The sequence below is a fragment of the Variovorax sp. HW608 genome, from assembly GCF_900090195.1.
Taxonomy (GTDB): domain Bacteria; phylum Pseudomonadota; class Gammaproteobacteria; order Burkholderiales; family Burkholderiaceae_C; genus Variovorax.
The window spans coordinates 2868616-2883397 of sequence record NZ_LT607803.1; the positions used below are offsets into that span (position 1 = coordinate 2868616).

The 14782-nt window shown below is 68.8% G+C and carries 12 protein-coding genes; 7 read left to right on the forward strand and 5 right to left on the reverse strand.

Features of this window, described 5'->3' with window-relative positions; genetic code table 11:
- Position 1 precedes the first annotated feature (1 nt).
- Positions 2–2035, reverse strand: coding sequence for a molybdopterin-containing oxidoreductase family protein (locus VAR608DRAFT_RS13425; protein WP_088954511.1), 2034 nt, complete (start codon positions 2033–2035; stop codon positions 2–4).
- Positions 2036–2109: 74 nt separating this feature from the next.
- Between VAR608DRAFT_RS13425 and VAR608DRAFT_RS13430 the strand changes: the two genes are divergently transcribed.
- Entirely contained in the window at positions 2110–3231 is a 1122-nt protein-coding gene (locus tag VAR608DRAFT_RS13430) for an ABC transporter substrate-binding protein (RefSeq protein WP_088954512.1), read from the forward strand.
- On the opposite strand, the gene VAR608DRAFT_RS13435 is transcribed toward VAR608DRAFT_RS13430, so the two are convergent.
- The gene (locus VAR608DRAFT_RS13435; RefSeq protein WP_088954513.1) at positions 3228–4451 is read right to left on the reverse strand and encodes a DUF445 domain-containing protein; all 1224 of its coding nucleotides are present in this window, start codon (positions 4449–4451) and stop codon (positions 3228–3230) included. The genes VAR608DRAFT_RS13430 and VAR608DRAFT_RS13435 overlap by 4 nt on opposite strands.
- A 13-nt stretch (positions 4452–4464) precedes the next feature.
- On the reverse strand, positions 4465–5673 hold the full coding sequence (gene argE, locus VAR608DRAFT_RS13440) for an acetylornithine deacetylase (RefSeq protein ID WP_088954514.1): 1209 nt from the start codon (positions 5671–5673) through the stop codon (positions 4465–4467).
- A gap of 105 nt (positions 5674–5778) precedes the next feature.
- Between argE and VAR608DRAFT_RS13445 the strand changes: the two genes are divergently transcribed.
- From VAR608DRAFT_RS13445 to VAR608DRAFT_RS13455, 3 genes are read left to right on the forward strand one after another with little or no spacing between them, the layout of a single operon-like run.
- Positions 5779–6987 (forward strand): glycerophosphodiester phosphodiesterase, encoded by a 1209-nt coding sequence (locus VAR608DRAFT_RS13445; protein WP_088954515.1) that lies wholly within the window; start codon positions 5779–5781, stop codon positions 6985–6987.
- Between the two features lie 53 nt (positions 6988–7040).
- On the forward strand, positions 7041–8255 hold the full coding sequence (locus VAR608DRAFT_RS13450) for a M20 aminoacylase family protein (protein ID WP_088954516.1): 1215 nt from the start codon (positions 7041–7043) through the stop codon (positions 8253–8255).
- On the forward strand, positions 8252–9352 hold the full coding sequence (locus tag VAR608DRAFT_RS13455) for a M14 family metallopeptidase (RefSeq protein ID WP_088954517.1): 1101 nt from the start codon (positions 8252–8254) through the stop codon (positions 9350–9352). Before VAR608DRAFT_RS13450 ends, VAR608DRAFT_RS13455 begins: the two co-directional genes overlap by 4 nt.
- A 4-nt stretch (positions 9353–9356) precedes the next feature.
- On the opposite strand, the gene VAR608DRAFT_RS13460 is transcribed toward VAR608DRAFT_RS13455, so the two are convergent.
- A complete protein-coding gene (locus tag VAR608DRAFT_RS13460; protein WP_088958772.1) occupies positions 9357–10130 on the reverse strand; it encodes a type III pantothenate kinase in 774 nt (257 codons plus the stop codon).
- A 125-nt stretch (positions 10131–10255) separates the two neighbouring features.
- On the opposite strand from VAR608DRAFT_RS13460, the gene lysM reads away from it, so the two are divergent.
- The gene (gene lysM, locus VAR608DRAFT_RS13465) at positions 10256–10723 is read left to right on the forward strand and encodes a peptidoglycan-binding protein LysM (RefSeq protein ID WP_088954518.1); all 468 of its coding nucleotides are present in this window, start codon (positions 10256–10258) and stop codon (positions 10721–10723) included.
- On the opposite strand, the gene VAR608DRAFT_RS13470 is transcribed toward lysM, so the two are convergent.
- Positions 10720–11181, reverse strand: a complete 462-nt coding sequence (locus VAR608DRAFT_RS13470; protein ID WP_157730911.1) for a rhodanese-like domain-containing protein — start codon at positions 11179–11181, stop codon at positions 10720–10722. The two genes, lysM and VAR608DRAFT_RS13470, sit on opposite strands and share 4 nt — an antisense overlap.
- Positions 11182–11348: 167 nt before the next feature.
- On the opposite strand from VAR608DRAFT_RS13470, the gene VAR608DRAFT_RS13475 reads away from it, so the two are divergent.
- Positions 11349–12332 (forward strand): extracellular catalytic domain type 1 short-chain-length polyhydroxyalkanoate depolymerase, encoded by a 984-nt coding sequence (locus VAR608DRAFT_RS13475; protein WP_231973489.1) that lies wholly within the window; start codon positions 11349–11351, stop codon positions 12330–12332.
- A 147-nt stretch (positions 12333–12479) separates the two neighbouring features.
- The gene (locus VAR608DRAFT_RS13480; protein ID WP_088954519.1) at positions 12480–14744 is read left to right on the forward strand and encodes a DUF6600 domain-containing protein; all 2265 of its coding nucleotides are present in this window, start codon (positions 12480–12482) and stop codon (positions 14742–14744) included.
- Positions 14745–14782: the final 38 nt, after the last annotated feature.

The following is a 14782-nucleotide window of genomic DNA, read 5'->3' on the forward strand; positions in this document are numbered from 1 at the left end:
GTCAGCCCTCCAACACGCTCTCGACCTCGACCAGGCAGTCATAGAAGGTCGGGCCGCGTCCGATGTCGGTCAGCCGCTGGCTGGTCAGCTGGTTGACATTGGTGCCGTCCAGGCCGAGCTTGCGCCACCAGATGCCGAGCCCATGCACCACGCCCGGCCGCGCGCGGCGCGAGACTTCGGCGCGGCAGCGGTATTCGCCGCGCTGGTTGAAGACGCGCACCGTCGCGCCGTCGGCAATGCCGCGCGCGCTGGCATCGGCCTCGCTGATCTCCAGCAGAGGTTCGCCTTCGATCGAGCGCAGGCTGCGCACGTTGACGAAGCTGGAGTTGAGGAAGTTGCGCGCCGGCGGCGAGATCATCGCGAGCGGGAATTCACGCGAGCTTCCCGCCGCTTCGTGATTGGGCACATGGTCCGGCAAGCCGTCCTGCCCCAGCGCCGCGAGCCGCGCACTGAAGAATTCGCAGCGGCCCGATGGCGTCGGGAAGTTGCCCTCGGCATACGGCGCATCCGGCAGCTTCAGCGTGGCGAAGCCGTTTGCCTCCAGTTCCCCGAAATCGACCGCTTCGGCGGGGAAGGCGGTGCGGCACAGGGCCTCGTCGTCATCGGAGAAACACGGCTCGTCGAAGCCCATGCGCCTGGCGAGCTCGCGAAAGACCCAGGTGTTGCTGCGCGCCTCGCCGCGCGGCGCGACCGCCGGTCGATTGAGCATCACGTCGGTGTGGCCGTAGCTGAAATGGATGTCCCAGTGCTCGAGCTGCGTGGTGGCGGGCAGCACGTAGTCGGCGTAGTCGGCGGTGTCGGTCTGGAACTGCTCGAGCACCACGGTGAAGAGGTCCTCGCGCGCGAAGCCGGCCACCACCTTGCCCGACTCGGGCGCGACCGCCACCGGGTTGCTGTTGTAGACGATCAGCGCCTCGATCGGGTTCGCGCTGTCCAGCAGCGCATCGCCGATGGTGCTCATGTTGATGGTGCGCGGCCGCCGGCCGGCAAGCAGGTCGGGCCGCTGCAGGGCCGCGCGATCGACCGGGAAGAGCCCCGAGCTGCTCAGCAGCAGGCCACCGGCGCGTTCGCGCCAGGCACCGACCAGCGCCGGCAGGCAGGCCACCGCGCGCGCCGCGTTGCCGCCGCCGTGCACGCGCTGCATGCCGTAGTTGAGGCGGATCGCCGCCGGCCTGGTGGTGCCGTAGGCGCGTGCCAGCGCGACGATCTGTTCCTCCGGCACGCCGCACACCGCGGCCGCGCGCGACGGCGGCCACTGCAGCGCGCGCTCGCGCAACTGCGGCCAGCCGAGGGTGTAGCGCTCGATGTAGTCGTGATCGAGCCAGTCGTTGACGATCAGCTCGTGCATCAGGGCGAGGGCCAGCGCGGCATCGGTGCCGGGCAAGAGCGCCACGTGCTCGTCGCACTTGTCGGCCGTCTCGGTCTTGCGCGGGTCGATGCACACCAGCCGCGCCCCGGCGCGCCTGGCCGCCTGCGCATGCCGCCAGAAATGCAGGTTGCTCGCGATCGAGTTGCTGCCCCAGATCAGGATCAGCCTGGATTCGGCGAAGAATTCGGTCCGCATGCCGACCTTGCCGCCCAAAGTAAAACCTAGGGCCTCGCCACCGGCGGTGGAGCAGATCGTCCGGTCCAGGAGCGACGCACCGAGCTTGTGGAAAAAACGACGGTCCATCGACTCGCCCTGCACCAGACCCATCGTGCCCGCGTAACTGTAGGGCACAATCTTTTCCGGATTGTTACTTCTCAGAACATTCAGGCGCGCGGCGATGTCGTCGAGGGCGGCGTCCCAGCTCACGGGCTCGAAGCGGCCGCTCCCCTTGGGGCCGGAGCGCTTCAGCGGCTGGACGAGACGCTCCGGATGCTCGTTGCGCTCGATGTAGCGCGAGACCTTGGTGCAAAGAACGCCGGCCGTGTGCCGATGCGCCTCGTTGCCTTGCAGCTTGACGGCGACGCCGTCCTGCACGGTGGTGACGAGCGCGCAGGTATCAGGACAGTCGTGCGGGCAGGCTCCGAGGACGCGGGTTGGGGAGGTCATGAAATCAGCCGGGACAGCAGGAACCGGTCGAGTCTAAGTTGTGCGCCGGGAAAGCGCGCAGAGGGGTTTTCAAGATGCTGAGTCGCAGACAGTTTTCGATCGCCACCGGTGCCGCGGCGCTTGCCGGCTTCCAGTTCGCGCGCGCCCAGAGCGAGACGCCGCTGGTGCTCGGCCAGTCCGCGCCGTTCACCGGGCCGGCCGCGCAACTGGGCATCCAGTTCTACGAGGGCGCCAAGCTCTTCCTCGACCAATTCAACGCCCAGCCCGGCCGCGACGTGGTCATCAAGAACCTGGACGACGGCTACGAGCCGGATCGCTGCGCGGAGAACACCAGGAAGCTGATCGACGAGGACGTCTTCGCGCTCTTCGGCTACATCGGCACACCGACGAGCCTGGCGGCGCTGCCGCAGGCAGTGAATGCCAAGGTGCCGTTCATCGCGCCCTTCACCGGCGCCATGTCGCTGCGCGAGCCGCTCCACCACAACGTGTTCCACCTGCGCGCCTCGTACAACGACGAGACCGCGGTGATCGTCAAGCAGCTCACGCATCTCGGCCTCAAGAAGATCGCGGTCTTCTACCAGAACGACGCCTACGGCAAGGCAGGCCTCGACGGCGTGACGCTCGCGCTGTCGCAGCTCGACCTGAAGCCGGTCGCGCTCGCCACGGTCGAGCGCAACTCGGTCAACGTGTCGGCGGCGGTCCAGACCATCGTGGCGGCGCAGCCGGACGCGGTGGTCCAGGTGAGCGCCTACAAGTCGTGCGCGGCCTTCATCCGCGAGGCGCGCAAGTCGGGCTACGGCGGCACCTTCTTCAATGTGTCTTTCGTCGGCACGCAGGCGCTCGCGGACGAGCTCGGCAAGGAGGGCGCCGGCGTGGTGGTCACGCAGGTCGTGCCCTCGCCCTACAACGCGGCGAACGGCATCACGCGCGAGTTCAACGAGGCGGTGCGCAAGAGCAACAGCACGACCAAGGCCAACTTCTCGAGCGTCGAGGGCTACCTGGCCGCGAAGGTGCTGGTCGAAGGCCTGCGGCGTTCAAGCGGAAAGCCCTCGCGCGAAGGGCTGATCGCGGGGCTCGAAAGCATCGAGCGCCAGCAGTTCGCCGGCTTCGACGTGTCGTTCTCGCCGAAGAACCATGTGGCGTCGAAGTTCGTCGAGCTGTCGATGATCACGGCGGAAGGAAAGATTCGCACCTAAGGCTTCAACAGCTCGGTGGCGGCGTGGATGGCCAGCCCCACCAGCCCGCCCACCAGCGTGCCGTTCACCCGGATGAACTGCAGGTCGCGGCCGATGTGGCGTTCGAGCTCGACGGTCATCTCGTCGGCGTTCCATTCGGCCACGCGTTCGATGATGTAGCGGCGGATGTCCTCGCGGTAGCGCTCGATCGCGCGCGGGGCGGCATCCATGATCTGTTCGTTGATCCAGCGCCGCATCGCGCCGTCCGCGCTCAGCCTTGCGCCCAGGGTGCCGGCCATCGCGACGATGCGCTGGCGGATGCTCGAATCGTCCTGCGCGAGATCGCCGTGCAGCCAGGCGAGCAGTTCGCTCCACAGGCCGTGCAGGTAATCGCCGAGCGCGGGATGCGCCTGCAGCTCGGCGCGGATGGCCTCGCCGCGCCGCCGGAATTCCGGGTCGGCCTTGAGCCGCTCGATGAAGCCGGCCATGAAGCCGTCGAAGCGCAGCCGCAGCGGATGCGCTGGGTCCGCCGCCAGCTCGCCGATGGTGCTCGCCACCGCGTCGACGATCTTGCGGGTCGCCACCCGCGCCGCCACCTGGTCGAGCCCCACGTAGCGCAGCGCCTTGATCTCGCGCGCAATGGCTTCGGTGATGCGCTCCTGCACTTCGTCGCCCTCGACGACCTGCGCGACCTGCACCAGCACGTCGTCGAGCAGGGCCTGATGGCGTCCGCCCGCGGTCAATGCGTCGAGCGCCTGGCCGGCGAGGCGCGACATGTCGATCTGCGCCAGCCCGGCCGAGGCCATGCGACCGAGGAAGTCGCGCACCCGCTCGTCATCGAAGGCGCTGACCCCGTAGCGCGCCGCGGCGACGAGGTGCTCGCCCAGCTTCTGTGCACGGTCCGGCCTCGAGAGCCAGTTGGCGAGCCGCGCGGACGGATCGAATTCCTCCAGCTTCGCCAGCACCTGCGGCGTGCTCAGGAAGTTGTTGCAGATGAAGCCCGCGAGCTTCGCGCCGATGCGGTCCTTGTTCGCCGGAATGATCGCGGTGTGCGGAATCGGCAGCCCCAGCGGATGCCGGAACAGCGCGACGACCGCGAACCAGTCCGCGATCGCGCCGACCATCGCCGCCTCGGCGAAGGCAGCGACGTAGCCCCAGGCCGGATGCCGCGCCTCGAGCGTCGTCGCCACTGCGTAGAGCAGCGCGGCGGCTAAGAGCAGTCCGAGCGCGATCCGCTTCATGGCGCCAGCGGACTCAGCGGATCTCCTTCGTGGCGGCCAGGCCGCAGAGGAAGTCCTCGCAGCGCGCGAGCTGTTCGAGCGTCACGTATTCGTCCGGCTGGTGCGCCTGCGTGATGCTGCCGGGGCCGCACACCACTGTGGGGATGCCGGCGTTTTTGAAGAGGCCCGCCTCGGTGCCGAAACCCACGAGCGTGGTGCGCGGCTCCCTGGCCAGCCGCTGGGCCAGGCGCGTGACCGCGTCGCTGGCGGAGCCGAGGAAGCTCGGCACCTCGCAGATCGGCTCGAAGCGAAAGCCCGCGTCGGGCGCGACCTTCTTCATCGCCGCCTCGGCGCGCTGCGCATAGGCGACGACCTCCTTCTGCATCCTGGCGACGTCGCCGGTCGGCAGGTTGCGGAATTCATAGCGGAACTCCGCATCGCGCGGCACCACGTTGTCCGCGATGCCGCCGTGGAACTGGCCCACGCTGGCGGTGCTGAAAGGCACGTCGAAGCCTTCATAGCGCGGCTCGTCGCGCTCGAAGCCCTCGGCCATGTCGCGCAGCTTGCCGACGACGCGCGCCGCCATCTCGATCGCGTTGACGGACTGCGGCGTGAGCGAGGAATGCGCCTCCTTGCCGCGCACGCAGCACTTGAAGCGGTACACGCCCTTGTGCGCGATCGCCGGGACCATCATCGTCGGCTCGCCCACGATGCAGGCCAGCGGCTTGATGCCCTGGTCCTTCATGTCGGCGATCAGCTCCCGCACGCCGAAGCAGCCGATCTCCTCGTCGTAAGTGAAGGCGAAGTGCACCGCGAAGGGCGACTCGCTCTCGATGAAGCGCTCGGCATTGGCGAGCGCGACCGCGATGAAGCTCTTCATGTCGGCCGATCCCCGCCCGTAGAGCCGCGGTTCATCGACGACGCGCTCCGCATCGGCGTCGGTCTGCGGCCAGTCCTGCACGATGGCCGAGAGCGGGTCCACGCTCCACGCCTGCCCGTCCCACGGCACCGTGTCGGTGTGGCCCGAGAGGATCATGCCGGCCTTCTTGCCCGCACCCAGCGTGGCGAAGAGATTGGCCTTGGTCCTGTCGGCGTTATAGGTGAGCCGGCTGCGGACGCCGAGACCGGCCAGGTGGTCGCGCACGAAATCGATGAGTTCGAGGTTGCTGTTCGCGCTCACCGTGTTCATGCGCACGAGCGTCTGCGCGAGTTCGAGGCTGCGGGTGGAAAGCACATGTGACATGCGATCCATTGTCCCGGAAGTCCGGCGGCGCGCGCCGTGGCCGCCAAACTGTCATGACGGTGCGGTAGCCTCGGCCCTTTTCAGCCTCGAAAGGAGTCGAAGTCCATGTCGAAACTGCAGATCCCGGCGGCGGCAACCGCAATGATTGCCTTCACCGCCCTCGGCCTCGCTGCCTGCAGCACCTCCGCCACCGGGCCGTCGTCCCGGCTGGCCACGCTCGACGGCCAGCCGCCGCTGGTGGTGGCGCATCGCGGCGCTTCGGGCTACCTGCCCGAGGAAACGATCGAGGCCTACACCCGCGCCATCGAACTGGGCGCCGACGTGATCGAGATGGACCTGATCTCCACCAAGGACGGCGTGCTCATCATGCGTCATGACCCCAATCTCGCCATCAGCACCGACGTGGCCACGCGGCCCGAATTCGCGGCACGCAAGAAGACCATCCAGGTTGATGGCGAGACACAGACCGGCTGGTTCAGCAACGACTTCACGCTCGAGGAGATCAAGCGGCTTGGCGCCATTTCGACCGACGCCGAGCGGCCGCAGCAGTTCAACGGACGCTTCAAGGTGGCGACCTTCCAGGAAGCGATCGATCTCGCGAAGGCGAAGTCGCGCGAGACCGGCCGCACCATCGCGGTCTATCCCGAGACCAAGAACCCGACCTATTTCCGCGACCTGAGCCTGCCGCTGGAAGACAAGCTGATCGCCCTGCTCGAGGCGGCCGGCTGGAACAGCCGCAACGCACCGGTTTTCGTCCAGTCCTTCGAGCCCGGCAGCCTAAAGTACATGCGCAGCAAGGGGCTGAAGACCAAGGTCGTCCAGCTGATCGACGGCGACGGCATCGACATGAAGACCGGCGCGATGACCTATGCGGTGCCGGCCGACCGGCCCTATGAATGGACCAAGGCGGGCGACAGGCGCAACTTCGACGTCATGGTCACCCCGGCGGGCCTGGCCGAGATCAAGACCTATGCCGATGGCATCGGCCCGTGGAAGCGCTACATCGTGAGCGTCAAGGGCACGATCGGCCCGGACGGCAAGCCGGTGGACGTGAACCACGACGGCAAGATCAACGACGCGGACGCCACCTCGATGGCCCCGACCAGCCTGGTCGCGGATGCGCACAAGGCGGGGCTCTTCGTGCACCCCTTTACCTTCCGCAACGAGTCGCGCAGGCTCGCGTCCGACTACAAGGGCGACGGCACGAACGAATACCTCGTCTTCTACCGCCTGGGCGTGGACGGCGTGTTCACCGATTTCACCGATACGGCGCTGGCCGCGCGCTCGGCCTGGGCGAAGGAAGCGGGCCGCTGATCCGGGCAGGCACGGGCTTTGCGGGCACGTCCGGCAAAGCCTAGACTCTGCCCATGAAACTTCTCGATTCCCTCGTCGCCCAGGCCCCCGGCATGGCCACGGTGCGGCGCGACCTGCACGCCCACCCCGAACTCTGCTTCCAGGAAGTCCGCACCTCCGACGTGGTCGCGGCCAAGCTGACCGAGTGGGGCATCCCGATCCATCGCGGGCTCGGCACCACGGGCGTCGTCGGCATCGTCAGGAACGGCACCAGCGACCGCGCGGTCGGGCTGCGCGCGGACATGGACGCATTGCCGGTCACCGAGCTCAACACCTTCGAGCATGCGAGCAAGCACCACGGCAAGATGCACGCCTGCGGTCACGACGGCCACACCACGATGCTGCTCGCCGCGGCGCAGCATCTGGCCAAGCACCGCAATTTCGACGGCACGGTCTACCTGATCTTCCAGCCGGCCGAGGAAGGCGGCGGCGGCGCGCGCGAGATGATCAAGGAGGGGCTGTTCGAGCAGTTCCCCATGGAGGCCGTCTTCGGCATGCACAACTGGCCCGGCATGGAGGCCGGCCAGTTCGCGGTCAGCCCCGGGCCGGTGATGGCGTCGAGCAACCAGTTCCACATCGTCGTGCGCGGCAAGGGCGGCCATGCGGCGCTGCCGCACACCAGCATCGACCCGGTGCCGATCGCCTGCGAGATGGTGCAGGCCTTCCAGACCATCCTCACGCGCAACATGAAGCCGGTGGATGCGGGCGTCATCTCGGTCACGATGTTCCATGCGGGCGAAGCCCCGACCGTGACGCCGAACGATGCCGAGCTGCGCGGCACGGTGCGCACCTTCACGATCGAGGTGCTGGACCTCATCGAGTCGCGCATGCGGCAGATCGCCGAGAGCATCTGCGCGGCGCACGGCGCAGAGGTGGACTTCGAGTTCATCCGCACCTACCCGCCCACGATCAACACGAAGGCCGAAGCCGACTTCGCGCGGCGCGTGGTGGCCGGCATCGTCGGCGCCGAGAACGTGCTGGTGCAGGAACCCGCGATGACCGCCGAGGACTTCTCGTTCATGCTGCAGGCCAGGCCGGGCGCCTATGCCTTCATCGGCAACGGCGACGGCACGCACCGCGACATGCACCACGGCGCCGGCCCCTGCACCTTGCACAACGCGAGCTACGACTTCAACGACAACCTGATCCCGCTCGGCGCGACGATGTGGGTGCAACTGGCCGAGCAATACCTCAACACACCCAGGGCGCCTGGAGGGAAGCCGGCGTGATCGGCATCGGCGAAGCCTTCTCTTCGCGCTACTTCCTCGCGCGCCAGAAGTTCCTGCAGGCCTGCGCGAGCGCGGGGCTCGCGGTGCGTTCGCATGTGCATCCGCTGAAGGGCCGCGACGGCGAGGAGCTTTCGATGGACGTGGCGCTCGAGGGCAATCCGAGTGCCGAACGCATGCTGCTCGTGACCAGCGGCTGCCACGGCGTCGAGGGCCACTGCGGCAGCGGCGTGCAGGTCTTCGCGCTGCACGACGACGAGTGGCGCGAGAAGGCGCGCTCGCAGGGTGTCGCGGTGCTCTATGTGCATGCGCTCAACCCGCACGGGTTTTCGCACGGACGGCGCGTGACCAACGAGAACGTCGACCTCAACCGCAACTTCTTCGACTTCGAGCAGCCGCTGCCGGTGAACGAGGCCTATGCGAGCCTGCATCCGCTGCTGCTGCCCGAGGCGTGGCCGCCGACGGAAGAGAACAACGCGGCGATCGCGGCGTGGATCGCGCAGCATGGCCCCGCGGCCTATCAGGCGGCGGTCACGCGCGGCCAGTACCAGTTCGAGGACGGCCTGTTCTTCGGCGGCAACGCACCGACGTGGAGCAACAAGACCTTCCGCGACGTGCTGCGCACGCACGGCCAGCGCGCGCGCCGGCTCGCCTGGATCGACATCCACACCGGACTCGGGCCCAACGGCATCGGCGAACGCATCTTCGCCTGCCGCGACGACAAGCAGGCCTTCGCGCGTGCCGATGCATGGTGGGGTTCGCCGGGCACGCCGGTGACCTCGATCTACGACGGCTCGTCGGCCTCCGCCTTCCTGACCGGGCTCAACTGGAGCGCGATCTACGAAGAATGTCCGAAGGCCGAATACACCGGCATGGCGCTCGAATACGGCACCGAGCCGCTGCTCGAAGTCATGGCCGCGCTGCGCGGCGACCACTGGCTGCACAACCATCCTCATGCACCCGAGGAACTCGCGACCTCGATCCGCGCCGCGATGCTGCAGGCCTTCTACACCGACACCGATGCGTGGCGCGGCCAGATCGTCAGCCAGGCGCGGCAGGCGATGTTCCAGGCTGTCGATGGGTTGACCGCAGGCGCTTGAGCGCTCAGCCGGGGAGCATGCGCTCTTCAGCGATCACGAGCAGCCCATCCATGATGAGGCTGTCGACCAGCTCGAACTCGCCGTTCATGCTCGGCGCCATCTTCCATCCCGCGCCGCCGGTCATGTAACAGGCCGGCTCCGCATGGCAGTGCGCGCGCACATGCTGGACCATGCGCTCCACCGCGCCCGCGATCGCGTACGTGCCGCCGCTGGTGAGCGCATCGCTGGTGTTGGTCGGAAACTCGCGCACCTCGCCGGTCGGCACGTGCAGGCCTGCGGTGCCGGATTCGAGCGCACGCAGCATGATCCCGTGCCCCGGAAGGATCAGCCCGCCGAGGAACTTGCCGTTGATGTCGACGGCCTCGACCGTGACCGCGGTGCCGATCATCACCACCACCATCGGCCGCGCCGGGCCCTGCGACAGCATGCGATGCCGCGCGCCGATCATCGCGACCCAGCGGTCGGCGCCCAGGCGCGTCGGATGGTCGTAGCCGTTGACGATGCCGGCTTCCGCGGCGCTCGACACCACCCAGCGCGGCGAGCAATCGAAGCGCTCGACCACCTGCTCTTCGGCGCGTCGCCGCACCGCGTCGCCGGCCACCACGCAGCCGAGCATCGACGCGGGAGCCGGGAGATCGGCCCAGGGCCCTTCGGCGAGGCGCTCGATGTGATCGAGGAACTCCGCGCCATGCGCCAGCAGGCCGGCGCCGGGTCGCGCCGCGTCATAGAGTGACCACTTGAGGCGGGTGTTGCCGATGTCGATCGCGAGGAATGCCATGCGCGGCATTATTAACTGCGAGCCGCGTTTACGGCCGCTTGCACATCCGGCGCCGGCCTACGTCGCACCGTCATCCGCCGCCGGTAAAGTGCCCCTTTTTCATCACTGCAGCAAAGGAGAGCACCATGGGTTTGCTGAGTTTCATCAAGGAAGCAGGAGAAAAGCTGTTCGGCGCTTCGGCGGCAGAGGCCGCCACTGCGACGCCGGATGCGGAGCAGGCCGCTGCTGCGGCGATCAAGACCTACATCGAGACGCAGAATCTCGGGCTCACGGACCTCGGGGTGACCTATTCGGCCGCGAACGGCCTGGTGACGCTGTCGGGCAGCGCGCCTTCGCAGGAAGCGAGCGAGAAGGCCTCGCTCGCCGCGGGCAACGTGGCGAACGTGACGCAGGTCGACAACAACCTCGTCGCGCCGCCCGCCGAACCGGCGCAATACCATGACGTGGTCAGGGGCGACACCCTCTCGGCCATCTCGAAGAAGTACTACGGCGACGCCAACAAGTACAACGCGATCTTCGAGGCCAACAAGCCCATGCTCTCGAACCCGGACAAGATCTATCCGGGCCAGAAGCTGCGGATTCCAAAACTCTAGTTCTGCTTCCAGGGCAGGCCGCGCAGGCGCCAGCCGCCTTTGCGGCCGCGATGGCCCTCTTCATCGGCATCGCCCTCGAAGCCTTCGAGGATGTTGTAGGCCTCGATGCCGAGTTCGGTCGCGCGCCTGGCGGCCGCGATCGAGCGAACGCCGCTGCGGCACAGCATCAGCGCCTTCTTGCCTGCCGGCACCGAAGCGCGCACGCCTTCGTCGAAGCCGCTGTTGAGCGCCATCCCCGGCCACTGCTTCCACGCAAGCCCGACGGCGCCCGGCACGTAGCCGACCCACTCGCGTTCCGCGTCGGTGCGCACATCGACGAGCACGCCCTCGCCGCTCGTCAACCACTGCGCGGCCTGCTCGGGCGTCACGTCGCCGGCATAGCCTGCCGCGGGCCTGACGCCGAATCGCTCCTGAGCGGATGGATGGGCCGATGGCGAGTTCGATTCCGGTTGGGTCATCTTGATGGGTTCCTTTGGATCCTCGGGTTGGTAGAGGCGCGATCGCAGCCGCTTCGCTGAAATTCTCCTCGGTTCGCGAAAACCCTCCTTTTCGCGAACGTTCGCCTCCAGGGATGACAGGGTCCGGCCGTCCGGATCGTGCAACGCAATCCCGTTAGCATGGGGCAGTGAATTCGCTTCTCGATCGACTGGCGCGCACCGCGCGCCGCCTCGCCTGGCGTGCCGGGCGCGCGCTGCACGGCATGGGCCTCGCGCAGACGCCGCACGCCGCGCACGAACCCGCCGCCGACGAGTGGGTCGATGGGCTCTTCGCGCACCAGCACCGCTCCGTCGCCTACAAGCTCTTCGTGCCGCGCAGGAACACGGGCCAGCGGCGTCCGCTCGTGCTCATGCTGCACGGCTGCAACCAGAATCCGGAGGACTTCGCCACCGGCACGCGGATGAACCGGCTCGCGCACGCGCATGGCTTTCTGGTGCTGTACCCGGCGCAGACGCGGCATGCCAATGCGCATCGCTGCTGGAACTGGTTCAAGCCCCAGCACCAGCAGCGCGATCGCGGCGAGCCGGCGCTGCTCGCGGCGCTCACCCGATTCGTGATGTCGGAGCGCGAGGTCGACCCGGCGCGCGTGTACGTCGCGGGTCTCTCGGCCGGCGGCGCGATGGCCGACATCCTCGGGCGCACGCACCCTGATCTGTTCGCCGCGGTCGGCGTCCATTCCGGTGTGCCCGCGGGCGCCGCGAGCGATCTCGTGTCGGCACTGGCGGCGATGAAGGCCGGCCGCGCCGGCGCCGGCGAACGCCCCCGGATGCCGACCATCGTGTTCCATGGCGATGCCGACAAGACCGTCCATCCGCGCAACGGCGAGCATGTGGTCGCTGCGGCGCTCGCGGGCCAGGAGGGCGCATCGCGCGCCGGGGAATCGCGCACGCAATCGCGCAATGGCCGCAGCGTGACACGCCGCACCTACGCGGACGCGCACGGCCGCGCCACCGTCGAGCACTGGATGCTGCACGACGGCGGCCATGCATGGGCCGGCGGGAGCCCGGAAGGCTCGTTCACCGATCCGGCGGGGCCCGACGCGAGCGCGGAGATGCTGCGCTTCTTCCTGGCCCATCCGCGCAGCGATCGCCAGGCCGCGAACGCGGCCTGAAACGAGAGCCGCTCAGCCCACGCACGAGCGCGCGCTGCGCTTACATCCGGTTTCTTCCTGCGTGGGATATTCACCTTGGTTTGCATCGCGGACGACAGCGCCGGGCGGACCTGGCGCGTTGAATGGCTAGCAACCAAGGGAGCCCCCATGAATCCACGCAATTCCCTCCTTCCACGCCGCGCGGCCGGCTGGCTGCTGGGACTGTCGATGCTCTTCGTCGGCCTGAATGCCGCAGCGCAGCAAGACCCGCCGGGGCGTGTGGGCCGGCTCAACTTCCAGCAGGGCACCGTGAGCGTGTCGCCGGCCGGTGACGACAACTGGTACCGGGCCGACCCGAACCGTCCGCTGATCGCGGGCGACCGGCTGTGGACCGACCGCAGCTCGCGCGCCGAGATCTACGTCGGATCGACCGCGGTCCGGCTCGACGAGCAGACCGCCGTCACCCTGTCCGAACTCGACGACCAGACGCTTCGCATCACCGCCACGCAGGGCGACCTGCAGATGCGCGTGCGCGATGAACTCGCCGGCCAGCGCATCGAGGTCGGCACCGCGAACCTGGCCGCGGTCATCGAGGGCCCCGGCGACTACCGTATCGACACCGATCCGGGCGCCGGCACGACGCGCGTGGCCGTCGCGGCGGGCAGCGTCATGCTGTTCGGCGAGAACGGCGAATCGATGCCACTGGACGCACACCAGCAGCTGACGGTGTCGGGCCGCAATCTGGCGGCGGACAACGGCGCGCCGCCGCGCGGTTCGGGCGATTTCGATCGCTGGGTCGCGGAGCGCGACCGCCTCGACGATCAATCGGTTTCCGCGCGCTACGTGCCGCGCGACATGCTCGGCTACCAGCAGCTCGACGCCTATGGCGACTGGCAGAGCGACCCGACCTATGGCGACGTCTGGTATCCGCGCGGCGTGGATGCGAGCTGGGCACCGTACCAGTACGGCCAGTGGGTCGAGATCGCCCCCTGGGGCTGGACCTGGGTCGACGCCGCCCCGTGGGGCTTCGCGCCCATGCACTACGGCCGCTGGGCGCGCATCGGCACACGCTGGTGCTGGGTGCCGGGCCGACACCATGCGCGGCCGGTGTACGCGCCCGCGCTGGTGGGCTTCGTGGGCGGCGGCGTCGCCGGCGCCAATATCGCGATCAGCGGCGGCCGGCAGGGCGTGGGCTGGTTCCCGCTTGCACCGGGCGAAGCCTGGCGGCCGGGGTACCGCGCGAGCCAGCGCTATGTCGACGCTGTCAACCGCGCCGCGCTCGCATCGCGCGTGCCGGCGACCAACGTCGCGTTCGCCAACCGGCAGATGCCGGGCGCAGTCACGGTCGTGCCGGCGGATGTCTTCGGGCGTGGCCCGGTCGGACGGCGCGACCTGGTCCAGGTTCCGCAGGACCGGCTCACGGGCGTGCCGGTCGGCATGGGCGCGCCGATTCCGCTGCGCGGAGGTGGCAGCGGCGAGCAGCGCGGCGGCTTCGGCCGGCCGGTCGCGCCGCCACCCGCGGCGATCCAGGCGGCGCAGCAGCATCAGTTCCAGCAGGCCTTGCAGGCGCAGCAGCTTCAGCGGCAGCAGACCGAGATGCAGCAGCGCGCCGCCGCGCAGGCCATGCAGGCCCAGACGCAGCAGATGCAGCAGGCCCAGCGGCAGCAACTGGAAACCCAGCAGCGCGCCGCCGCGCAGGCGGTACAGGCGCAGCAGCTCCAGCAGGCGCAGCGCCAGCAGCAGGAGGCGCAGCAACGTGCGGCCGCACAGGCGTTGCAGGCCCAGCAGGCCCAACAAGTCCAGCAAGCGCAGCGCGCGCAGGCGGAAGCCCAGCAACGCGCCGCGGCGCAAGCCGTGCAGGCCCAACGCCAGCAGCAGGAAGCCCAGCAGCGCGCTGCCGCACAGGCCTTGCAAGCCCAGCAGGCGCAGCAGGTCCAGCAAGCGCAGCGCGTGCAGGCGGAAGCACAGGAGCGCGCCGCGCAGGCCATGCAGGCCCAGCGCCAGCAGCAGGAAGCCCAGCAGCGTGCGGCCGCACAAGCCGCCCAGGCCCAGCAAGCGCAACAGCTTCAGCTGCAGCGCCAGCAGATGGAGGCGCAGCAGATGCAGCAGGCACAGCGCCAGCAGCAGGAGGCGCAGCGCCAGCAGATGGAGGCGCAGCAACGCGCCGCCGCACAGGCCATGCAGGCGCAGCAGCAGCGCCAGCAGATGGAGATGCAGCAGCGCGCGGCACAGGCGCAGGCCCAGCAGATGCAGCAGCTCCAGCAGCAGCAGCAGCAGCAACAGCAACAGCAGGCGGCGATGCGGGCCCAGCAACAGCAGGCACAGCAGATGCTCCAGGCGCAGCAGCAACAGGCGATGCGGCAGGCGCAGGAAGCGCGGCAGCGCGGCATGGGCCGCCCCGGACAGGAACAGGGTCAACCGGACAGGCCCTGACCGCAGCGCTCATCGGCTTCTCCTTGGTGCCGGCTAAA